16 protein-coding genes are annotated in these 22,869 nt (G+C 72.5%); 4 read left to right on the top strand and 12 right to left on the bottom strand.

Annotated features, from left to right (window positions below):
• Positions 1-84 precede the first annotated feature (84 nt).
• Both ACFYOY_RS34455 and ACFYOY_RS34450 read left to right on the top strand, forming a co-directional pair.
• The gene (locus tag ACFYOY_RS34455; RefSeq protein ID WP_388591391.1) at positions 85-1,245 is read left to right on the top strand and encodes an aminoglycoside phosphotransferase family protein; all 1,161 of its coding nucleotides are present in this window, start codon (positions 85-87) and stop codon (positions 1,243-1,245) included.
• A 33-nt stretch (positions 1,246-1,278) separates the two neighbouring features.
• The gene (locus tag ACFYOY_RS34450) at positions 1,279-3,303 is read left to right on the top strand and encodes an N-acetylmuramoyl-L-alanine amidase (RefSeq protein ID WP_388591389.1); all 2,025 of its coding nucleotides are present in this window, start codon (positions 1,279-1,281) and stop codon (positions 3,301-3,303) included.
• Positions 3,304-3,419: 116 nt separating this feature from the next.
• On the opposite strand, the gene ACFYOY_RS34445 is transcribed toward ACFYOY_RS34450, so the two are convergent.
• Positions 3,420-3,920, bottom strand: a complete 501-nt coding sequence (locus ACFYOY_RS34445) for a hypothetical protein (RefSeq protein WP_351894261.1) — start codon at positions 3,918-3,920, stop codon at positions 3,420-3,422.
• A gap of 61 nt (positions 3,921-3,981) precedes the next feature.
• Positions 3,982-6,909 (bottom strand): AAA family ATPase, encoded by a 2,928-nt coding sequence (locus tag ACFYOY_RS34440; RefSeq protein WP_351894259.1) that lies wholly within the window; start codon positions 6,907-6,909, stop codon positions 3,982-3,984.
• A 250-nt stretch (positions 6,910-7,159) separates the two neighbouring features.
• Between ACFYOY_RS34440 and ACFYOY_RS34435 the strand changes: the two genes are divergently transcribed.
• The gene (locus tag ACFYOY_RS34435) at positions 7,160-8,314 is read left to right on the top strand and encodes an isoafricanol synthase (protein ID WP_351894257.1); all 1,155 of its coding nucleotides are present in this window, start codon (positions 7,160-7,162) and stop codon (positions 8,312-8,314) included.
• Positions 8,315-8,402: 88 nt separating this feature from the next.
• Here the strand turns inward: ACFYOY_RS34435 and ACFYOY_RS34430 are convergent, their stop codons facing one another.
• The 6 genes from ACFYOY_RS34430 to ACFYOY_RS34405 all read right to left on the bottom strand — a co-directional run bounded on the left by ACFYOY_RS34430 (position 8,403) and on the right by ACFYOY_RS34405 (position 15,038).
• Entirely contained in the window at positions 8,403-10,235 is a 1,833-nt protein-coding gene (locus tag ACFYOY_RS34430; protein ID WP_388591386.1) for an AMP-dependent synthetase/ligase, read from the bottom strand.
• 408 nt (positions 10,236-10,643) lie between these two features.
• Entirely contained in the window at positions 10,644-10,889 is a 246-nt protein-coding gene (locus tag ACFYOY_RS34425) for a DUF397 domain-containing protein (protein ID WP_086708648.1), read from the bottom strand.
• A gap of 93 nt (positions 10,890-10,982) precedes the next feature.
• Positions 10,983-12,149, bottom strand: a complete 1,167-nt coding sequence (locus ACFYOY_RS34420; protein WP_351894246.1) for a thiolase domain-containing protein — start codon at positions 12,147-12,149, stop codon at positions 10,983-10,985.
• On the bottom strand, positions 12,146-13,213 hold the full coding sequence (locus ACFYOY_RS34415; protein ID WP_388591384.1) for a thiolase domain-containing protein: 1,068 nt from the start codon (positions 13,211-13,213) through the stop codon (positions 12,146-12,148). The genes ACFYOY_RS34420 and ACFYOY_RS34415 overlap by 4 nt, the downstream gene beginning before the upstream one ends.
• A complete protein-coding gene (locus ACFYOY_RS34410) occupies positions 13,214-14,173 on the bottom strand; it encodes an OB-fold domain-containing protein (RefSeq protein WP_351894240.1) in 960 nt (319 codons plus the stop codon).
• 58 nt (positions 14,174-14,231) lie between these two features.
• Positions 14,232-15,038: a crotonase/enoyl-CoA hydratase family protein gene (locus ACFYOY_RS34405; RefSeq protein WP_351894237.1), complete on the bottom strand. Its 807-nt coding sequence runs from the start codon at positions 15,036-15,038 to the stop codon at positions 14,232-14,234.
• Between the two features lie 165 nt (positions 15,039-15,203).
• On the opposite strand from ACFYOY_RS34405, the gene ACFYOY_RS34400 reads away from it, so the two are divergent.
• Positions 15,204-16,832, top strand: a complete 1,629-nt coding sequence (locus tag ACFYOY_RS34400; RefSeq protein ID WP_351894233.1) for an acyl-CoA synthetase — start codon at positions 15,204-15,206, stop codon at positions 16,830-16,832.
• Between the two features lie 640 nt (positions 16,833-17,472).
• Here the strand turns inward: ACFYOY_RS34400 and ACFYOY_RS34395 are convergent.
• From ACFYOY_RS34395 to ACFYOY_RS34380, 4 genes are all read right to left on the bottom strand, one after another.
• The gene (locus tag ACFYOY_RS34395; protein WP_351894230.1) at positions 17,473-18,075 is read right to left on the bottom strand and encodes a chorismate mutase; all 603 of its coding nucleotides are present in this window, start codon (positions 18,073-18,075) and stop codon (positions 17,473-17,475) included.
• 232 nt (positions 18,076-18,307) lie between these two features.
• A complete protein-coding gene (locus tag ACFYOY_RS34390; RefSeq protein ID WP_388591381.1) occupies positions 18,308-19,864 on the bottom strand; it encodes an acyl-CoA synthetase in 1,557 nt (518 codons plus the stop codon).
• A gap of 139 nt (positions 19,865-20,003) precedes the next feature.
• Positions 20,004-21,107: a nitronate monooxygenase family protein gene (locus tag ACFYOY_RS34385; protein WP_351894223.1), complete on the bottom strand. Its 1,104-nt coding sequence runs from the start codon at positions 21,105-21,107 to the stop codon at positions 20,004-20,006.
• A gap of 120 nt (positions 21,108-21,227) precedes the next feature.
• Positions 21,228-22,784 (bottom strand): NAD(P)/FAD-dependent oxidoreductase, encoded by a 1,557-nt coding sequence (locus tag ACFYOY_RS34380; protein ID WP_351894221.1) that lies wholly within the window; start codon positions 22,782-22,784, stop codon positions 21,228-21,230.
• Positions 22,785-22,869 lie beyond the last annotated feature (85 nt).

The raw sequence follows: 22,869 nt of genomic DNA, 5'->3' as shown, positions 1-22,869 counted from the left end.
CGACCGCATTCCCCAGGGTGCGGCCCCGCCTCGGGGCCGGGTGCGTACGCAACTCGTCGGCACACGAAGGGATCTGTATCGCCCATGTACGCAGCGTCGTCCTCCGTGTCCGTCCCGCCCCGGCCGTACCGAGGGCAGCTGCCCGGCTCCGGGCCGTACCTCGATCCCGCCCACGGCGGCCGGGTCCGGCGGACCGCCGCACTCGGCACGGTGCCGCCTCGCGGGAGACTCGACTTGTCCGGTCCACAGGGTGCGCAGCTGCGCACCGCGATCACCTCGGTCCATCGCATCTGTCCGGAGTTCAATCCGGTGCAGGTGCTGCGGCGCAGCGGACGGTCCGTGCTCCTGATCGGGGCGACCGGGCGCAGCACCGCGGTGGCCAAGTGCCTGCTGGACCACTCCCCCGCGTGGGCCGAGCGGTTCCGCCGGGAAATAGCGATGTACCGGGCGTTCGTCCGTCAGCGCCCGCCGGTGCGGGTGCCCCGGCTGATCGCCGCCGACCCGGACAACTGCGCGCTGGTCATCGAGCGGATGCCCGGGCGGATCGCGGCCGCGCAGCGCCACCCCACCGAGCCCCCGCCGCGCGCCGATCTGGGGGCGGTGCTGGGCGCGATCCGCAGGGTCAACCAGTGGCGGCCGCCCGCCGATCTGTTCGACGCCCCCATCGACTATGCCGGACGACTGACCCGCTATCACGAGCTGGGGCTGCTGACCGACCGAGACATGGGCGATCTGCAGAAGCTGCTGCGCGGCGTCTCGCACGCCTGGGGGCGGCAGACCCCGGCGCAGTTCTGCCATGGCGATGCCCTGTTGAACAATGTCCTGCTGTCCCCGGCGGGCCCGGTGCTCCTCGACTGGGATCACGCGGGTTGGTATCTGCCCGGCTATGACCTGGCCACGCTGTGGACGGTGCTGGGCGACGCCCCCGTCACCCGACGCCAGATCAGCCAGTTGGCGCAGGCCGCGGGCCCGGCCGCGCGGGACTCCTTCCTGGTGAATCTGATGCTGGTGCTGACGCGGGAGATCCGCCAGTACGAGACCGCGGTGCAGCGCACCATGCACGATCCCGCCCCCGTGGTGCCGGGCGCGGTCCCGGCCGGTGAGGAGCAGCGGCTGCTGCTGCGCCGGCTGCATGACGACTGCGCGCTGGCCCGGCGGGCGGTGACGCGCCGCGGTCGGGCTGACATGCGAACACGCGTCTGGGTGACGGCGATTGACGTCACGCCTGGCAGCGCATATCTCTAAGTGGCTCGGCCCGGCCCGCTTGAGGAGGCTGCAATGCCAGAATCCGCACAGGACAGCGCCCACGACGCGAACGGAACTCCGTCCGGTCCCACCCGGAGAACCACACTGCGGACCGCGGGAGCCGCGGCGTCCGCCGCCCTTCTGCTCCCGCTGGTCTCAGCGGCACCCGCCGCCCATGCCGACCAGCCGCGGGCCGACGGTCCTCCTGCCGACGGCGGCGCCCTGCAGCGCGCCTTCGCGGCCGCGGCCGCCGAGTACGGCGTTCCGCTCAGCGTGCTCCTGGGGGTCTCGTATCTCCAGTCGCGCTGGGACGGCCACCGCGGCGCGCCGAGCGTCACCGGCGGCTATGGGCCCATGCATCTCACCGATGCCCACACCGCTCTGCTCACCGCCCCGCACCACAGCCAGGGCACCGAGGACGCGCGCGGCGACCTCGCCCGGCCCCTGAGGGTCCCCAAGGCCACCGTTCCCGAGCCCCGGCAGCTGCCCGCCCGGCTGCGCACCCTCGGCCGGGCCGCGGAGCTCACCGGGCTGTCCGCGGAGGCGCTGCGCGGCGATGAGAGCGCCAATGTGCGCGGTGGCGCGGCCCTGCTGGCCGCCACGCAGAAGCGGCTGGGGCTCCCGCCGAGCGAGGACCCCGCCGGCTGGTACGCGGCGGTGGCGGCCTACTCCGGCGCCGATGACGCCACGGCCGCGGCCGCCTTCGCCGACGAGGTGTACGAGGTGATCCGCGGCGGTGCCACACGGACGACCGCCGACGGCGAGCGGGTCTCCCTCGACGCGGCGCCCGCTCTCGCGCCGGACACCCGGCAGCTGCGGACGCTCGGTCTGCCGTCCCGTGCCCGGGATCCGCATGTCGAGGCCCCCAAGGATGTGTCCTGCGAGTGGATCCCGGCGCCCTACGAGGAGTTCGGCGACAACGACTATGGCAACCACGACCTGGGCGACCGCCCCGCCTCGCAGTCCATCGACTACATCGTCATCCATGACACCGAGGGCTCCTGGGACACCACCATCAAGCTGGTCCAGGACCCCACCTATGTGTCCTGGCAGTACACCCTGCGCTCCTCCGACGGGCATATCGCCCAGCATGTGCCGCTCAAGGACGTGGCCTGGCACGCGGGCAACTGGTACGTCAACGCCAAGTCCATCGGCCTGGAGCACGAGGGGTTCCTGACCGCTCCGGACGCCTGGTACACGGAGGCGATGTACCGCTCCTCGGCGCGGCTGGTGCGCTATCTCGCCAAGCGGTTCGACATTCCGCTGGACCGCCAGCACATCCTGGGCCATGACAACGTGCCGGGCACCACCACCGCCACCATCGCGGGCATGCACACCGACCCCGGCCCCTACTGGGACTGGGCGCACTACTTCACCCTGCTCGGCGCGCCCTTCCGGCGCACCGCGGGCTCCTCCGGCGGCCTGGTCACCATCCGCCCCGACTACGACACCAACCGGCCCGTCTACACCGGCTGTGAGACGGCGGGCCAGGCGTGTGCCCCGCACGGCTCGGCCGCGGTGCGGCTGCACACCGCGCCGCGTGCGGACGCCCCGCTGGTCAAGGACATCGGGCTGCGGCCCGACGGCTCCGACTCGACGACCGGGGTCAATGACACCGGCGCCCGCGCCACCACCGGGCAGCAGTTCGCGGTCGCGGGCCGTGAGGGCGACTGGACGGCGATCTGGTACCTCGGCCAGCGGGCCTGGTTCCAGGACCCCAAGCGGCGGCCGACGGCGGTGAGCGCCAAGGGGCTTGTCGTGACGCCCAAGGCCGGGGCGGCGGAGGTTCCGGTGTACGGCCGCGCCTATCCGGAGGAGGGGGCGTATCCGGAGGGTGTGCCGGTGCAGGCGGTCTCGCCGCTGCCGTACAAGCTGCTCGCCGGGCAGTCCTATCCGCTGGGGCTGAGGACGCGGGGCGAGTATCTGTGGGCGACCACCTTCGATCCGGCGGGTCACAAGGTGGTGCGCGGCCAGGACGTGTACTACCAGATCCAGTTCGGGCACCGGGTGGCGTTCGTCCGGGCCGCCGATGTGACGGTCCGGCGCTCGGGGAAGTGAGCCTGACGGGCCATCAGTCCTCCCCGGGAGAGTGGTAGACGGGCCATCCGGGGGCCGTGGGCGACCGTGTCGGCTGTGTGCCGTACGGGCGTCTCACGGCCCCTCGGCGGCGCTCCTCAGCGCTGCTGGAACATCTCCGCGGGCAGCGGCTTGAGCAGCCGGTACAGATCGTCGGTGATCGGCCGGTCCCAGCTGGCGATGGTGACGAGCACCCCGTCGCTGCGGTCGAACTGGGCGCAGGAGATCCGGCCCTCGGAGAGCTTGATCCGGCGGACGATGAGGAGGTTGTCCTCATGCATGACCGGGCTGTCCTCGGTGTCCACCACATGGACCGGCTCATCGTTCCCGAGCGCCGCCAGCAGCTGGGTGACCTCGAACGGCGGCTGGTCCTCCGCGACCTCCCGGGCAGGGGATCCCTCGGGCAGATTGCCGATGATCATCGCCGGGCCGCGGCCGCCGAACAGGTCGTAGCGCAGGAAGACGCCCTGGCAGGTGCCGTCCGGAGCGGGCAGCAGCCCCGCCCCGAGATCGCCGGGCCAGTCTCCCGGGTCCATGGCGAGGACATCGAAGTCCGGCCCGGTGGGCGTGGCGGCGCTGCGGCGGCGGAGGAAGGACATGCGAACATGGTACGTGGCCGCGTGCCGGTTACCGTGCCGGGGAGCGGGCGGGCCGTACCCCTCATCCGGGGTCGGCCGCCGGGCGCTGGGGAAGGCCGACCGTGGGCGTGATCAGCCGCTTCACCAGCCCGGCGCGATCGGTGCCGACCTTACGGTAGACATCGGACAGCAGCCGGGCGACCTCACGCTCCTCCAGCCCCGTCGCCTCGCTGATCCGGGCATCCGGCCAGCCCTCGGCGGCCCGTTCGGCGACAGCCTGCTCCTGCGAGGTCAGCGGGCTGGTGTGATCGACACGCAGTTGCATCGGGCGCAGCCCGGCGGCGGACAGCTCGTCGCGGGCCCGGGCCGCGAGCGCGTCGGCTCCGCAGCGCACCGCTCCCTCCAGGCCGCGGTAGAGCCGGTCGCCGGCCTCCTGGGGCAGGCCGATGCGGCGCAGCGCGGCGCCGTGGTCGACCAGCGCCACGGCCAGGTCGTAGGCGGCCGGTGACCGCATCAGATGGCTGACGGCCTCGGCAAGCAGCTTGATCCGGTCCGGCCCCTGGGTCACGGTGGCCGCGGTGTGCAGCGCCTTGCCGATCGCGGAGTGGGTGCCGAACTGACGGGCGCGGCGCACCGCGTCGTCGGAGACCTCGGCGGCCTGCCGGGGATCGGTCAGCGCGAGCGTCTGGGCGAGGTGGAGCTGCCAGGGGCACCAGGCGGGGTTGCGCATACCGCGCCCGTCCATGCGGCGGCCGACCTCGGTGAGCTGGTGCCGGGCCTCGCGGTGCAGATTGCCGGCCAGCAGCAGCTCACCGCGGACCGCCGGTACGTCGGGGCAGAGCGTGGCCTGTGGAAGGGTCTCGCCGCGGTGCGCGGCCGCGAACTCCTGGGCCTCGCGGACCCGGCCCTGGCAGATCAGCGTTCCGATGAGGGTGCCGACCGCGGTCCAGTGCGCGGGTGTCGAGGAGCCCACCAGGTCGGCGATCCGCATCCCCTCCCGGGCCAGCTCCTCCGCCTCGCCGAGCGCGCCGCGACGCAGCCGGGCGTAACCGAGAAGAGTGAAGCCGAACGCCAGATGGGAGCCGCGCCAGCCCTTGCGCTCGCATTCGGCGATGCCCTTGTTGAACAGCTCCTCGGCGCGTCCGGGCTGGTCGCAGTGGAGGAAGACCAGGGCGACCAGGATGGGCACCTCGAAGCCCCAGTCGTCATCGGTCCAGCTGAGGCCGCCGCCGAGGGCCTCCTCCGCGTAGTGCAGCGCGGTGGCGACCGGTTCTCCACGCGTCATCGCGTCCCAGGCGCGCAGTCCCAGCAGATAGCGCTCGGCCATGCCGCGGCCGGTGAGGTGGTCCGCGAGCCGGGCGAGGCGCCGGGAGCGGGCGGGCGACTCCTTCTCGTCGGCGCGGAACATGTTCCACATCAGCTGCTCGGTCTGCATCCGCAGCCGGGTGCGGGCGCTGGTGGCCCGTCCGATCTCGGCGGCGACGACCTGGGCGGCCTCCTCCATGCGGCCGCTGTGGCCGTATGCCTGGGCGAGCCGGTAGGTGATCGCCTCGCGCAGGTCGGGGCCGAGCGCGGGCTCTTCGAGCGCGGCCCGCAGATGATTGACGGTGACGTCGGGCTCGGTGAGCTGGGCGGCGCAGCCGAGTTCGTACAGCACGGCGGGTCGCTCCTCCAGGGCGGGTGGTTCGCGCAGCGCCCGGGCCAGGCAGCGGCGCCCGGCGTCGGGGGCTCCGGCGCGCAGATACTCCCGGGCGGCGGCCCGCAGATGGTGCACCACCCAGGGGTCGCCCTCGGGGTGCATCTCCAGCAGATGCCGGCCGGCGGCCGCGGAGCCCAGGCCCGCGCCGAGCACCACGGTGGCGGCCTGGCCGTGCATGGCCACCCGCAGGGCGCCGGGGATGGCCTGGTAGACGGCGGTGGCGATGAGCGGGTGGAGGTATTCGAGGGGCCGGGTGCCGTTTCCGGGGCGCGGCGGGGCCAGGATCCGCGCGTCGACGAGCCGCGCCACCACATCGACGGCCTCGGTCTCGCTGAGCCCGGCGACATTGGCGGTCAGCGCCGGGGTGGCCTCGATGCCGAGGACGGCGACGGCCCAGGCGAGGCGGACGGCGGCGGTGCCGAGACGGGTGAGCCGGTCGTTGAGCCCGCTGTCCTTGGCCGAGGAGACCAGTTCGCGCAGCGCGGGCAGGTTCTCCGACTGCGGTTTCAGCCGGCGGTCGCGGATCTTGGCGGTGAGCTCGGTGATCTCCCAGGGGTTGCCACCGGTCATCGCCCAGCACTCGCGGCAGAACGCGTCGTCGGCGTGGTCCCCGAGGACCTCCCGGACGATCCTGCCGACTCCGCTCGGGGTCAGCGGCGCCAGCACATGGGGACGTGTTCCCTGGCGCTCGGCAAGAGCCCGTATCACGGCGACGTCGGCGGTCAGGCCCTCCGGGCGGTAGCCGACAGCGAGCAGCAGGGGCAGGTCCGCGGTGCGCGAGGCGAACCGGGTCAGCCAGTCCAGCGATTCGGGGTCGGCCCAGTGGACATCGTCGAGGACCATGACGACCGGGGCGTGTTCCACGGCGAAGCGGGTCACCAGCCAGTCGAGGCCGTCGCGGACGCCCTGCGGATCGGGTGCGCCGCCGCTGCCCGAGACCACCAGGCCGACCGCGGGCGCGACGATGTCGTACCAGCCGCCGAGGATCCTGCGGTGCTCGTCCTCGCCGGTCGCCGCGAGCACCGGCTGGAAGAGCTGGCGCACCACATGGAAGGCCGCGCCCTGTTCATGCTCACCGCCACGGGCCCGGAGCACGGTGCAGCCGCGTGCGGCGGCCCTCCGGCGCGCCTCGCCGAGCAGCGCGGTCTTGCCGACGCCGCCGGGGCCCTCGAAGGCGATCACTCCGCCGCCGCGGGTCTCGGCCCGATCGGCGGGATCCGTCCCGCACAGCTCGGTCAGCGCGGCGTCCACCGCGCGCAGCTCCCGATCCCGCTCCAGCAGCGTCCGGCGCGTCCGGTCCTGTTGGCTCATGTCCTCCGCCACGTTCTTCCCCTCCGGCAGGTGACGCCGAGCGTAGCGCGGATGGCACGCTCCGTAGCCCCTCAATGGGGGGTTTTCCGCCGGGCATTGCCAGTGGCACACGCCAATTCACTGCCTCCTCTATCGATGCCACGTTCCGCACGCGAGGATGACCGGATTCACCGGGTTGGCCAGAAGCCGCGCACGCCTGTGGTATGTGCGGCCTCGGCCGCCCAACCGACGAAGGGGGCGGACACGACTCATGCACGCGCACGCTTCGCGACCACAGGCCCGGCAGACGACACTGCTGCGACGGGCGGCCCTGTTCGACTTTCCGGCCTCCGCCGACCTCAGTCCCGGCACCGAGGCGGCCAGGCGGCACACCATCCAATGGCTCTCGCGGTTCGGCGTCTTCGAGGACCGCGCGTCCGTCGCGGAGTACGACGCGCTCCGCTTCGACGTGCTGGCGGGCCTGTTCTACCCCCGGGCGACCGGCGCCGACCTGAACCTGGGCAGTGACCTCGTGGGCTGGTACTTCGTCTTCGACGATCAGTTCGACGGGGAGCTGGGCTCCCGTCCGGAGGCCGTGGCACGGCTGGTGGCGGACGTCATACGGATCACCGAGGAGGACCTGGCGCACGGCAGGGCGCAGGGCGGCGAAGGGCCGCTCCTGGAGAGCTTCCGCGACCTGTGGCGCCGGATCAACTCCGGGCGGCCGCAGGTGTGGCGGGACCGCTTCCGCCACCACTGGCTGGAGTACCTGCACTCCTACCACCGCGAGGCCCTGGAGCGGACCGGCGCCCTGCCCGGGGCCGGTGAGGACGCACCGCGCACGGTGGAGGCCGTGCTGGCGCTGCGGCGTCACTCGATAGGCGTACAGCCCTGTCTCGACCTGAACGAGCCGCTCGGCGGCTACACCCTGCCGCCCGCGCTGCACGGCGGCTTCCCGATGGCGCGGATGCGGGAGGCTACGGACGATGTGGTGGTCTTCACCAATGACATCGCTTCCCTGGACAAGGAACTGGCCGTCGGCGACGTCCACAACAGTGTCATCGTCCAGTGGGAGCGCGCGGGTGGTGAACTGGAGGACGCGGTGGGCCATATCGCCGACCTGGCCAACGCACGCTACCGCTGGTTCGAGGAGACCGCGGCCAGGCTGCCGGCGCTGCTCACCGAGGCGGGGGCGGACCCGGGTACCCACCACGCCGTGGGGCGCTATGTGGACGGCATGCGGCATGTGATGACCGGCAATCTGGGCTGGTCGCTGCGTACGGCACGCTACGACGAGCGGGGCACCGAGGCGGTCAGCGGGGGACGGCAGCGGCCCTGGGCCCAGCTGACCGGCGCGGAGGAGCTGATCCGCGCCGGGCGGGGCGCGCAGCTGCCACCGCTCGGCAGCGGCTCGGGCTCCCGTTAGCCGGGGCGTGGAAGCCGACGCGTTCGGAGCGCTCTCAGCTCGTGTGGGGCGCTCAGTTCGCGTGGGGCGCTCACCTCGTATGGAGCGCTCAGCTCGCGTAGAGCTGCTCGATCTGGGCGGCGCAGGCCTTGTAGACCGCGTCGCGCCGCAGTTTGAGCGAGGGCGTCAGCAGCCCGTCCTCCACGGTGAATTCCTTCGGGAGGATGCGGAAGGCCCTGATCGACTCCGCCCTGGACACCGAGAGGTTCGCCGTGGAGACCGCCTGCTGGATCTCCGCGTGCAGCGCCTTGTTCGCCGACGCGTGCTCCCGGCCGACGGGAAGCCGCGCGCCGACCACCTGGTGCCAGCGCGCCAGCATCTCGGCGTCCAGGGTGATCAACGCCCCCACGAAGGGGCGGTTGTCGCCCACCAGGACGCACTGCGAGATCAGCGGATGCGCCCGCAGCCGCTCCTCCAGCGGCAGGGGGGAGACGCTCTTACCGCCGCTGGTGATGATGATGTCCTTCTTCCGGCCGGTGATGGTGAGATAGCCCTCGCCGTCGAGGAATCCGACGTCTCCGGTGTGCAGCCAGCCGTCGCGCAGCGCGGCCCCGGTGGCCTTCGGATCGTCCAGATAGCCCTCGAAGACGGTGCCGCCGCGCACCCATACCTCGCCGTCCGGCGCGATACGCACCGTCGTGCCCGGCATCGGGCGGCCCACCGTGCCGTGCCGGGGACGGCCGGGCGGCTGCGCGGTGATCGCCGCCGTCGTCTCGGTGAGGCCGTAGCCGTTGTAGACGGTGATCCCGGCGCCGGCGAACGTCAGCCCCAGCTCCCGGCTGAACGGTGAGCCACCGGTGACCGCGTAGCGCACCCGGCCGCCCAGGACGGCTCTCAAGCGCCGGTAGACCATCCGGTCGAAGACGGCGTGCGTGGCCCTGCGCCCTGGGCCAGGTCCCTTCCCGTCGCCCTGTGACTGCCGCTCGACGGCCGCGGCGTAGCGCATCGCCGTGGCCATGGCCTTCTGGAACACCACGCCCCTGCCCGCCTCCTGGGCGGCGGTCCGCGCGGCTGCGATGATCTTCTCGAAGATGTAGGGCACCGCGAAGACACAGGTCGGGCGGAAGCTCTGGAAGGACGGCAGCAGGGCGGACGGGGTGAGCTCGGGCTCATGCCCCATGAGGATGCCGCCCCGCACACAGAGCACTTGGACCATCAGTCCGTAGATATGCGCCAGCGGGAGGAAGGCGAGGATGGCGGGCTGCACCCCGGGCTCGGCGAACAGCCTGCTCCAGCCCGCGAACAGGGTGTCGCATTCGGCGGCGAGATTGGCATGGGTGATCATGCACCCCAGGGGTTGTCCGGTGGTGCCCGAGGTGTAGCAGATGACCGCTGTGCAGCGCGGTTCCACGAGCCAGCGCCGCTCGGTGACCAGTTCCTCGTGGACGTCGGCGCCCCGCCGCCACAGCTCCGCCACGCACCCCTGGTCCATCTGCCAGATGGAGCGCAGCCCGGGAAGGGCGTCACAGACGGCGCCGACCGTCATGGCGTGGTCCTCGCCCTCGACCACCACGGCCACGGCCCGCGTCTGGGCCAGGATCCAGCGCACCTGCTCCGCCGAGGAGGTGGGGTAGACGGTCACCACCTGGGCCCCGACCGACCACAGGGCATAGCTGAACAGCGTCCACTCGTACCGCGTCCGCGCCATCAGGGCCACCCGGTCCCCGAACCGCACGCCCTCGGCCAGCAGGCCCTTCGCCAGCGCCAGCACCTCGTCCCGGAAGGTCCGGGCGGTCACCTGAGTCCACCGGCCGCGGTCGGTGGCGTCGCGCCGGGCGAGCTGGGCCCTGTCCGGTTCGCGGTCCGCCAGTTCGTAGACCGAGTCCGCGAGCCCGCCCGCGCGCAGAGGTTCCACCATGTGAGGGAGACTGAATTCGCGCACGACACCCCCTGTTTTCAGCCGACTTGCCGCCCCGCGCAACGGGGAAGTGGGAGGGAAAACTACCCGCCGGGGCCGGGGCTGCATAGAGCGGTGGACGATTCTGTTCCCGCCCGCGGAGACCTGCTGCGACCTGCCGCCGTTACCGTGAGTCACCCTCACGTTTCAACACGGGCCGTGGAGGAGTCGTGAACCTTCGGTGAACGCATGGGAAAACGGGCCTCGCGGCCGGGTCCGGCGACGGGTGGCTCCACCTGGGCGCTCCACGTCCTGATTCTGGCCGATAACGCACTCATCGCCGTGGGCCCGGGCGCCGCGGGGCCGGGGCCGCGGGGTGCTCTTCCGAGGGGCGACATGCCAAGGGCGGGCGGGTCCGGCCGGACCCGCCCGCCCCTGATCGGCGGTCCCGGTTCAGGTGAGGTCGAACTCGCCCTCACGCGCGCCCAGGACGAAGGCACGCCACTCTGCCGGGGTGAAGATCAGTGCCGGACCCTCGGGACGACGGCCGTGGCGCATCGCGATGAAGCCCTCGACGAAGGCGATCTCCACATCGCCCACACCCTGGCTACTCGACTGCCACTGGGCGCCCGAGAGGTCGAGATCGGGCTTCTCTGCGCTTCCTGTCAGTGGCTGTGCGGTGGTGGTGGTGTCGGCCACGTCAGCTCATCCTCCCGGATTGTCGTCCGCGCCCCACCCTAGCGATCGTGACCGGTGCCGCACAGGCCACGAAAGAAGGACTAAGGAGGAGACTCAATCGGCGGGCGGCGTGTCCGCGACCACCCACATCGAGAAGAACTGCGAGCCCCCGCCATAGGCGTGGCCGAGCGCCTTACGGGCGCCGTCGACCTGGTGTTCGCCCGCCCGTCCACGCACCTGGAGCGCGGCCTCGGCGAACCGCAGCATCCCGGACGCGCCGATGGGGTTGGTGGACAGCACCCCGCCGGAGGGGTTGACCGGCAGCTCGCCGTCGATCTCGGTCACCCCCGACTCGGTGAGCTTCCAGCCCTCGCCCTCGTCCGCGAAGCCCAGGTTCTCCAGCCACATGGGTTCGTACCAGCTGAAGGGCACATACATCTCCACCGCGTCGATCTCCCGGCGCGGATCGGTGATCCCGGCCTGGCGGTAGACGTCGGCCGCGCAGTCCCGGCCGGCCCTCGGCGAGACGCAGTCCTTCCCCGCGAAGAGCGTCGGCTCGCTGCGCATGGCGCCGCCGTGCATCCAGGCGGGCGGATACGGGGCACGGTCCGCGCCGGCCCGGTCGGTGAGCACCATGGCGCAGGCACCGTCCGAGGAGGGGCAGGTCTCCGAGTAGCGGATGGGGTCCCACAGCATCGGGGAGGACCGCACCTTCTCCAGCGTCAGATCGTGCTCGTGCAGATGCGCGTAGGGGTTGCGCAGCGCGTTGCGGCGATCCTTGTAGGCCACGAGGGCGCCGATACCGGAGGGCGCGCCGGTGCGCCGCATGTACGCCCGTACGTGCGGGGCGAAGAAGCCGCCCGCCCCGGCCAGCAGCGGCTGCTGGAAGGGGATGGGCAGGGACAGTCCCCACATGGCGTTCGACTCCGACTGCTTCTCGAAGGCGAGGGTGAGCACGGTCCGGTGGACACGGGAGGCGACCAGGCCGGAGGCCACCAGCGCGGTGGAGCCGCCGACCGAACCGGCGGTGTGCACGCGCAGCATCGGCTTGCCGACCGCGCCGAGCGCGTCGGCCAGGTACAGCTCGGGCATCATGACGCCCTCGAAGAAGTCGGGCGCCTTGCCGATGACGACGGCGTCGATGTCCGCCCAGGTCAGCTGGGCGTCGTCCAGGGCCCGTACGGCGGCCTCCCGGACCAGCCCGGCGAGGGAGACGTCCCGGCGTGCGGCGGTGTGCTTGGTCTGGCCGATCCCGACGACGGCCACCGGCTCCTTCGTCACAGGACATCCCCTTCCAGGACCGCCACCAGGTTCTGCTGCAGACACGGGCCCGAGGTGGCATGGGCGAGGGCCCGGTCGGCGGCGCCGCGGTGAATGGCGGCGGCGGCCTCGCCGAGGCGGATCAGCCCGGCGGCCATCATGGGGTTGGCGGCCAGCGCCCCGCCGGACGGATTGACGCGTACGCCCTCCCCCAGCCCCAGCTCCCGGCGGAGGATCAGCTCCTGTGAGGTGAACGGCGCATGCAGCTCGGCCAGGTCGGCGGGGGCCTCGAAGGCGCCCGCGCGCTCGGCGGCGAGCCGGGTGGACGGGGAGCGGGTGAGGTCCCGTACGCCGAGGCTGTGCGCCTCCGTCCGGTGGTCCATGCCGCGGATCCACGCGGGGCGGCGGCAGAGCCGGCGCGCGGTGTCCCCGGCGGCGAGCACGACGGCGGCCGCGCCGTCGCCCACCGGCGGGCAGTCGTGGCGGCGCAGCGGCCGCACCAGATACGGGTCGTCCAGGAGCGCCTCGGGCGGCGGTGAACCGGTCACCTGCGCATGCGGGTTGTCCTCGGCCGCGGTCCGGCTGCGCGCGGCGACCGCGGCCAGCGCCCGCTCATCGGCGCCGCTGTCCCCCGCGTCGAGCAGCGCCTGGGCCTGGAGGGCGGCTAGGGAGACCGAGTCCGGCCACAGGGGCGCCACGTAGTACGGGTCGAGCTGGCGGGTCAGGACCTCCCGCAGATCGCCGGGTGAGGACTTGCCGTAGGAGTAGACGAGCGCGGTCTCCGCCTCGCCCGTCAGCAGCCTCGTCCACGCCTCGTACAGCGCCCAGGCGCCGTCCATCTCCACATGGGACTCCGAGATCGGCGGCCAGGCGCCGACGCCGTCGAGGGCCATGGTGAAGGAGAAGGCCCGGCCCGCCAGATAGTCGGAGGAGCCGGAGCAGGTGAAGTCGATCTCGCCCGCCCGGAGTCCGACGGCGTCGAGCACCTGGTGGAGGACGGGCATCAGCATCTCGACCTCGGATACCTCCGCGCTGTCGCGCCGGTGGTCGCTCTGGCCGAAGGCGACGATGGCAACCTCTCGCATCTACAACAGCTCCTTGTAGGTGTCGTAGTCGGCGTCGGGTTCGCCGGTGGGGCGGTAGTGGTCGGGGTAGCGGCTGTCCTCGCTCCACACGGGCTCCACGCGCAGCCCCATGCGCACCTGGTCGTAGGGGATGCCGCCGACGCGCCCGTGGAGGGCCAGACCGGCGCCGTCCAGGGCGATATGGGCGTAGACGTACGGCACTTCGATATCGAGGTTGCGGGCCTTGATGTTCACGATGCAGAAGGTGGTGACCGTGCCGCGGGGGCCGACCTCCACCTGCTCGTCGGTGGCGACCCCGCAGGTGGGGCAGGCGCCCCGGGGCGGGACGTACACCTTGCGGCAGGACGGGCAGCGCTCCCCGCGGGTGGTGCGGTCGGCGAGGGCCTTCAGATAGCGCGACTGGGCGCGGCCGGGTGCGTAGGTGTAGTCGAGGCGGGCGGGGGCCACGATGCCGGTGACGGGATCGGTGAACTCCCCGCTGTGCGGCACGGCTTCGCCGCCCGCGGCGCCGTCGTACGGCTCGAAGCAGGCGATGTCGGTGATGGCGCCCACGCGCTCCCCGGCCCAGCGGATCCGCACTCGCATACCGGTGCGCACCGCGTCGGGGCCGGGTGCGTCGAGGGCGTGGAGGAGGGCGGTGTCCGCGCCGTCCAGCCGCACCAGCACCCACGCGAAGGGGGTGTCCAGGGGCTGGCCGCGGCGCGGCGCGGGGTTCCAGGCCCAGGTGGTGACGGTGCCGGTGGGGGCGACCTCGACGAGGTCGGACAGCTCGTCGGCGGTGACCGGGTCGTATTCGACGGGCGGCATCAGCACCCGGCCGTCGGTGGTGCGCACGCCGAGCACGGTGCGTTCGCGCAGTCCGGTGAGGAAGGCGCTCTGCACCGGTCCGAGGGAGCGGGTGAAGGGGAACTCGACGACCAAAGGCGCCTGGAGCACCTCGGGTGAGGGAGCCGGGGTCATGGGGGTGCGTCTCCTTCCGCGCGGCCGGCGTGGGGCGGCGGCCTGAGGTGTTGGGGGATCACGCCCGGCGGTAGACCGGCGGCCGTTTCTCCACGAAGGCTTTCGAACCCTCCTTGGCGTCGGCGGTGCCGAAGACCGGCCAGCCGCGTTCGAGTTCGGACTTCAGGCCGTCGGACTCGGTCATCTCGGCGGTCTCGTAGACGGACGCCTTGACCGCCTCGACGGCGAGCGGGCCGTTGGCATTGATCAGCTCGGCGATCTCCAGCGCCTTCTCCAGCGCCGTGCCGTCCGGGACGACATGGCCGATCAGCCCGATCCGCGCCGCCTCCTCGGCCGGGTAGGGGCGCCCGGTGAGCAGCATCTCCAGGGCGTGGGTGCGGGGCAGCTGGCGGGCCAGCCGTACCGTAGAGCCGCCGATGGGGAACAGCCCGCGCCGGACCTCGAAGAGCCCGAAGGTGGCCCCGCGGCCCGCGACCCGGATGTCGGTGCCCTGCAGTATCTCGGTGCCGCCCGCGACACAGGGGCCCTCGACGGCGGCGATCACCGGCTTGCGCGGCCGATGGTGGCGGAGCATCGCCTTCCAGTGCAGATCGGGGTCGGCCGCGAGGCGGTCGCGGACGTGCTGTCCGTCCATCCGGCCGCCGCCCGCGAGCGCCTTGAGGTCCATTCCCGCGCAGAAGGCCCCACCGGCGCCGGTGAGCACCACGGAGCGCACGGCATCGTCCTCGTCGGCCTCGACCCAGCCGTCGTACAGCCCGACCAGCATCGGCAGCGAGAGCGCGTTCCTGGCCTCGGGCCGGTTCAAGGTGAGCACCAGGGTCGCGCCGACGCGCTCGACGATGAGGTGTTCGGTCCCGCTTGTCACGACGTCCTCCCGTCTCGAGACCTAGAACAGGTTGCAGCAGGGGAAGGCCGACTTCAAGAGAAATCTGATGCTCAGTCAGATTTCTTCGACCGGGGGCCTTCCCACCTCATCCCCGCGCGGCTCTAATGAGCGCCGAGCCGCCGGATCGAGGGGTCAGGAGGAGTCATGGAGTACAACCTTGCCGACCTGTTCGAGTCGATCGTCGACACGGTGCCTGGCAGAGAGGCGCTGGTGTACCTGGACCACCCCGGCACCGGAGCCGAGCGGCGGCTCACCTACGCCCAGCTCGACGCCGCCGCCAACCGGCTCGCCCACCATCTGCGGGACAGCGGTATCGCCCCGGGCGAGCATGTCGGGCTGCATCTGTGCAACGGCGTCGAGTACCTCCAGACCGCTCTGGCCTGCGTGAAGATCCGGGCTGTGCCGGTGAACGTCAACTACCGCTATGTGGAAGAGGAGTTGGTCTATCTCTACCGCGACGCGGACCTGGCCGGGCTGGTCTACGACGCCGAGTTCGGCGAGCGGGTGGCCGCCGCCCTGCCGCACACCGACAGCCTGCGCCATCTGGTGCGGGTCGGCACCGGGGACGGCCCCCGCACGTCCGTGGCGTTCACCGACGCCGAGGCGTCCGGGTCACCCGAGCGCGGCTTCCCGGCGCGGTCCGCCGACGACCGCTTCATCATCTACACCGGCGGCACCACCGGTATGCCCAAGGGGGTGATGTGGCGGCAGGAGGACCTCTTCTTTTCCGGGCTGGGCGGCGGCGCTCCGACCGGCCGGCCCGTCGGGCGCCCGGAGGAGCTGGCCGAGCGGGTGGCCGCGGGCGGCGAGGGGCTGGTCTTCTTCCCCACTCCGCCGCTGATGCACGGCACCTCCACCCTTACGGCCTTCATCGCGTTCAACTTCGGTCAGAAGGTGGTGCTGCACCGAAAGTTCGTCCCCCAGGATGTCCTGAGGACGGTCGAGAAGGAGAAGGTCACCACCGTCTCACTGGTCGGCGACGCGATGCTGCGGCCACTGGTGGACGCCCTGACCGGCCCCCTCAAGGGCACCGACCTCTCCTCGCTGCTCAGCGTCAGCAGCTCGGGCGCGATCCTGTCGGAGACCGTACGCGCCCAGTTCGCCGAGCTCGCCCCGCACACCCTGCTGCTGAACAACTTCGGCTCCTCGGAGTCCGGGTTCAACGGCACGGCCACCGACGACTCCGGTCCCGAAAAGGGCTTCCGGCTGCACGTCAACGCCCGTACGACGGTGGTGGACCCGGCGACCCTCGCCCCGGTGGCACCCGGTGAGCCCGGCCGGATCGCCCAGCGCGGCCATGTGCCGCTCGGCTACTACAACGATGCGAAGAAGACCGCCGAGACGTTCTTCGAGGCGGATGGGGAGCGCTGGGTGCTGCTCGGCGACATGGCGACCGTCGACGAGCAGGGCGTGATCACCGTCCTCGGGCGCGGTTCGCAGTGCATCAACACCGGGGGCGAGAAGGTCTATCCCGAAGAGGTCGAACAGGCCCTGAAGGCCCATCCGGACGTATACGACGCGCTGGTGGCGGGCGTCCCGGACACCCGCTGGGGCCATCGCGTCGCGGCCGTCGTCCAGCCCCGCACACAGTCGTCCGGGCTCACCGCCGACGCCGTCCGCGACCACTGCCGGGAGCGGCTCGCGGGCTACAAGATCCCGCGTACGGTCGTCTTCACCGACCGCATCCAGCGCTCCCCCAGCGGCAAGGCCGACTACCGCTGGGCGCGTGCGGTCGCGCAGGAGGCGGACCGGGACACCCGGCGCGGGGGCTGAACCGCTGCGCACCACGCCCCGAACCGCTGCGCACCACGGCCGGACCGCTGCGCACCACGGCCGGACCGCTCCGCCCTGCGACCAGGGTCTGTCCGCCGGATGGTGACGCCTGCGGCGGGCTGTTCCCCACCCCGCCCCTTCCCGCAGCATCGATATGCGGCTCCGCCGCGTGGTGGGGCTCCGCCCCAGACCCCGGCGCCCAGGGCGCCTTCCCGTTATCAGGGGCTTCGCCCCAAACCCCAAGGCCCAAGGGCGCCTTCCCGAAACCGGGGCCCACCCCGGACCCCGGTACCCAGGGGCCAAGCCCCTGATAGCGGGAAGGGGCGGGGAGCCAATCCAGCCCCTCCGGCGCTTGAGGAGCAGGGTCCAGGGGCGGAGCCCCGGCCGGAGTCTGGGGCGGAGCCCCGCCGACGGCCGGGCCCCAAGCCCCGCTCTCGGGGAGACGCGGGCCACCAATCCAGCCCCTCCGGCGCTTGAGGAGCAGGGTCCAGGGGCGGAGCCCCGGCGGGGGCCGGGGGCCGGGGGCCGGGGGCCGGGCCCCCGGTTTCGGGGAGGGGCGGGGTGGGGCAAGATCCGCCGGACACCCCGCACGGCTGACCGGGTGCTCGCCCCGCCGCCCAACGGCAGCCCTACCGCAGCCTCACGGCGCCGCCCGCTCGCACACCGACGGCAGCGACCGCCCCAGCGCCACGCTGTGCAGCGCGTCCAGGTGCCGCCCATGGATCACCGCCGCGGCCCCGGCCGTGAGCCGCCCCACGCAGGAGGGGGCCTCCCGCACGGCCGCCGAGTCCGCGATGGCGCGCACCAGTTCGCCATTGATCCGGTTGATCTCCAGCCGGATCCGCCCGAGGTCGGGGCGTTCGGTGGGCGCCTGTGAGGGGTCGGCGTCCCAGCGGCGGTAAAGGCCGCGCTGGACGACCTTGCTGGCCTCTATCTGGTCGCGGAAGATCCTCGATGTCGCCACGGGGTCGGCACCCAGCTCCTCGGCCTGCCGCGCCACCGCGTCCAGCACCTCCCGCTCCCGCGCCGGGTCGTCGATCGGGCTGTCCGTGCCCCACTTCGCGGCGGCGACCTCATCGGCCACCAGCACCCGTTGCGCGGACAGCTCGACCAGCGGCCGCAGGGTGCCGTGGACACGGGCCGGACCCACCGGAGCGGCGAAGGCGGCGGTGGCCCCCGTGGCCAGCACGGCGGTGGCCAGCGCGGCGATCAGCGCAGGACGCGGGGACAGATACGGTCGCATGGGCGGGGGTTCCTCTCTCGCAGGACGGGCGGCCCGAGGCGTCGCCCCGGCAGCCCGGGGGGGGCGTCCGACGGGTTCTGGAACGATAGGACGCCGCACCATCGGCACGCCATGGGGCCGGTCCCGCGGGAAAGCGGGACCGGCCCCATGGCGCGTTGGCCGGATCAGGCGCCGCTGGCACTCCTTGGCACTACTGGCAACTCCTGGCACTCAGCAGGCCGCCCCCACACGCTCACTGCGACCCCGCACCCTCCCAGTACGGCGCCCGCAGCCGCCGCTTGTAGAGCTTGCCGTTGGGGTCGCGCGGCATCTCCGCAATGAAGTCCACCGACTTGGGGCATTTGTAGCCCGCCAGCCGGGTCGTGCAGTGGGCGAGTATCTCGGCGGCCAGATCGGGCCCCGGCGCATGCCCCTCGGCGGGTTCCACGACCGCGATGACCTGCTCACCCCAGTCCTCATGGGGGATCCCGAAGGCGGCGGCGTCGGCGACGGCCGGGTGGGTCAGCAGCGCGGCCTCGATCTCGGCGGGGTAGATGTTGACCCCGCCCGAGATGATCAGGTCGATCTTGCGGTCGCGGAGGTAGAGATAGCCGTCCTCGTCCAGGAGTCCGAGGTCGCCGACGGTGAAGAAGTCGCCGATGCGGTTCTTCTCGGTCTTGCTCTTGTCCTTGTGGTAGGCGAAGCCCCCGGTGCTCATCTTCATGTAGACCGTGCCGAGTTCACCGGCCGGGAGCCGGGCGCCCTCGTCGTCGAAGATGGCGAGCTCGCTGATGGGCCAGGGGCGGCCGACGGTCCCCGGCTTCTTCAGCCAGTCCTCGGCGGTGGCGAAGGCGCCGCCGCCCTCGCTGGCCGCGTAGTACTCCTCGACACAGCCGCCCCACCACTCGATCATCGCGCGCTTGACATGGTCGGGGCAGGGTGCGGCGCCATGGATGGCATGGCGCATCGAGGAGACGTCGTAGGACCGCTTGACCTCGTCGGGGAGCGCGAGCAGCCGGTGGAACTGGGTCGGCACCATATGGGTGTGCGTACAGCGGTAGGTGTCGATGAGGCGCAGCATCTCCTGGGGCGTCCACTTGTCCATGAGCACCAGGGGATGGCCGATGTGCAGCGACGAGCTCGCGAACTGCAGTACGGCGGTGTGGTAGAGCGGTGAACACACCAGATGGACGTGGTCGGGCTCCTCGGAGCGCGGTGTGATGCCGAAGAAGCGCAGAAAGCCGCCGAGGTGGCTCTCCTCGGGGAGCTTTCCGGTCAGCGCACGGCGGATTCCGCGCGGACGGCCCGTGGTGCCGGAGGTGTAGTTCATCACCCAGCCCAGCTCGCGGTCGGCGGGCGGCTCCTCCGGCTGCCCCTCGATGAGCTCGGCGTATGGGCGGAAGCCGTCGATGGCGCCGACCGCGTAGCGGTGGGTCGCGGGCAGTCCCGCCTCGGCGGCGGCCGCGGCCGCCTGCCCGCCGTAGCGCTCATGGGCGATCAGCACCTTGGCGCCGGAGTCGGAGACGATCCAGGCGATCTCGGGGCCGACCAGATGGTGGTTGACCGGCACCAGATAGAGCCCGGCCTGGGTGGCGGCGAGGGCGGCGACGAAGAACTCCACCCCGTTGGGCAGGACGACCGCCAGGGCGTCGCCGCGTCGCAGCCCGGCGACGCGCAGCCCGGCGACGAGCCGGTTGCACGCGCTGTGCAGCCGGCCGGCGGTCCACTCCTCACCGTCCGGGTCGATGAGCACGGTGCGGTCGGGCTCGAGCGCGGCCTGGGCCCAGAAGCCGTTGGGTGTAGGGGACATGGCGGTCCGGTCCTCCTTCTGACGGCGGTGTCAGGCGGTGTGGGACGAGATCAGGCGAGGTGGGGCGGGGGTCAGGCGAGGTCGAGCGAGGTCAGGCAGGTTGTGGCAGGCGCGGTCAGGCAGGTTGCGGCAGACGCGGTCAGGCGCGCTTGGCGATGCGGATGACGCGGTCGATGGCGCGCTCGAAGCCCCGGGTCAGATCGTCGAAGACGGCCTGGACCGGGCGGACCTCGTCCATCCGGCCGACGATCTGACCGACCGGCGTGCCGAGCAGCGGTTCCACCTCGTGCTTCTGGATGCGGGAGACGGCCTCGGCGACCAGCAGCCCCTGGAGCGGCATGGGCAGCGGGTCCGGGCCGTCCGGGTCCTCCCAGGCGTCGGTCCACTCGGTGCGCAACTGACGGGCGGGTTTGCCGGTCAGGGCGCGGGAGCGCACGGTGTCCCCGGATCCGGCTGCCAGCAGCTTGCGGATGAGGGCCGGCGAATGCAGTTCGGCCTCCTCGGTGGTGAGCCAGAGGGAACCGATCCAGACGCCCTGGGCGCCCAGCGCCAGCCCGGCGGCGATCTGCTCACCGCTGCCGATGCCGCCCGCGGCGAGCACGGGCAGCGGGGCCACGGCCCGCACCACCTCGGGGGTGAGCACCATGGAGGCGATCTCGCCGGTGTGGCCGCCCGCCTCGTACCCCTGGGCGACGATGACATCGAGTCCCGCCTCCTTGTGGTGGAGGGCGTGGCGGGCGCTGCCCGCGAGGGCGGCCACGAGGATGCCGTGGTCATGGGCGCGGGCGACGACATCGGCCGGGGGTGAGCCCAGGGCGTTGGCCAGGAGTTTCACGGGGTAGTCGAAGGCGACGTCGAGCTGGCTGCGGGCCACCTCCTCGAGCCAGCCGGTGATCCGCCAGCCGGACGCCTCGCCCTCGGCGAGTTCGGGGACGCCGTGCTTGGCGAGGGTGTCCCGGACGAACGCGCGGTGGCCTTCGGGGATCATCGCCTCGATATCGGCCTCGGTGACCCCCTCCACCTTCTTCGCGGGCATCACCACGTCCAGGCCATAAGGCTTGCCGTCGGCGTGCTCCTCCATCCAGTCGAGGTCGCGGGCCAGCTCCTCGCCCGCGCCGTAGCGGACCGCGCCGAGCACACCGAATCCGCCGGCCCGGCTGATCGCCGCGGCCACGGCGGGGAACGGCGTGAAGCCGAAGACGGCGTGCTCGACACCCAGCCTTGTGCTCAGCTCCGTCTGCATGGTCGGCAGGATGCCGCAGGGGGGCGGACGAAGGAAGAGTTTTTCTGACGCTACGTCAGATTCAACGGTAGAAAAGCGCTCCCAGGGCCGTCGGGAGGACTCGCCGAGGGCTTTCGGGCGTCACTTCCCCAGCACCGCCATGGCCGCGTTGTGCCCGGGGATTCCGCTCACCCCGCCGCCGCGCACCGCCCCCGCGCCGCACAGCAGCACATTGGCGTGGCGCGTCTCCACGCCCCAGCGGCCAGTGCCCTCCTGGGCGTACGGGAAGGCCAGGTCCCGGTGGAAGATGTTGCCGCCGGGCAGCCGCAGCTCGGCGTCCAGGTCCAGCGGGGTCTTGGCCTCGATGCACGGCCGGCCGTCAGCGTCGTGGGCGAGACAGTCGGTGATCGGCTCGGCGAGATGCGCGTCCAGCTCCGCGAGGGTGGCGCGCAGCAGGGCGGCGCGCGCCGCGTCGTTGTCCTCGGTGAACAGCCGGGCGGGGGTGTGCAGTCCGAACAGGGTCAAGGTCTGATAGCCCTCGCGTGCCAGCTCCGGGCCGAGGATCGACGGATCGGTCAGCGAATGGCAGTAGATCTCCGACGGCGGCCGGTGCGGCAGCTCCCCCGCGGCCGCCTGACGGTACGCGTCCTCCAGGGCCCCGTACCCCTCGGCGATGTGGAACGTCCCGGAGAACGCCTCGCGCGGGTCCACCTCGCGGTCGCGCAGCGCGGGCAGCCTGCGCAGCAGCATGTTCACCTTGAGCTGCGCTCCTTCGGCGGGCGGCGCGGGCGGCTCCTCGCCCAGCAGCCGGGCCAGCTCGCGCGGCGCGGCCCCGACGAGCACATACCGGGCGGCCGCGGTGGACTCCCCCGCCTCGCCCTCGTACCGCACCTCGGCCGAGGTGCCGTCGGTCGCGATCGCGGTGACCTCGCGCCCGGTCGCGATCCGCGCGCCCGCCGCGCGGGCGGCGTCGGCCAGGGCATCGGTGAGCGCCCCCATGCCGCCGACCGGGACGTCCCAGTCGCCGGTGCCGCCGCCGACCACGTGGTAGAGGAAGCAGCGGTTCTGACGCAGCGACGGGTCGTGGGCCCGGGCGAAGGTGCCGATGAGCGCGTCGGTGAGGACCACGCCCCGGATGAGGTCGTCGTCGAACGCCGCCTCGACCGCCTCCCCCAGCGGCCGCTCGAACAGCGCCTGCCACGCCGCGTCGTCCCCGATCCGCGCCCGCAGCTCCTCCCGGGTGGGCAGCGGCTCGGTCAGCGTGGGGAAGACGCGCTCGGCGACGCGCTGGGTCATGCCGTAGAAGCGCTGCCAGGACTCGTACTCCCGCTCCGAGCCGGTCAGCCGCGCGAACGCGGCGCGCGTCCGGGCGGAGGAGCCGGCGTCCACCAGCAGCCCGGTGTGGCGCCCGCGCCGGACCTCGGGCGTGTACGAGGACACCGCGCGTTTGCGCACCGCGAAGCGCAGTCCGAGGTCGTCGACGATCCGCCGCGGCAACAGGCTGACCAGATAGGAGTAGCGCGAGAGCCGTGCGTCCACGCCGGGATAGGGCCGTGTGGACACGGCGGCGCCACCGGTGTGGCCGAGGCGCTCGAGCACCAGCACGCTCCGCCCGGCGCGGGCGAGATACGCGGCGGCGACCAGACCGTTGTGACCGCCGCCGACGATGACGACGTCGTACGCATCGCTGTGAGACATGCCCTCTGGTTAGCACGCGCTGATCGCCGGGGCCAGGGCGCCGCAGGTCACCCCCTGCCGCGCCGCCGCCCCGACGCCAGGGCCG

The organism is Streptomyces sp. NPDC007875 (assembly GCF_042868035.1).
GTDB classification, from domain to species: Bacteria; Actinomycetota; Actinomycetes; order Streptomycetales; family Streptomycetaceae; genus Streptomyces; species Streptomyces antimycoticus.
This window is presented reverse-complemented; position numbering and strand designations above follow the sequence as displayed.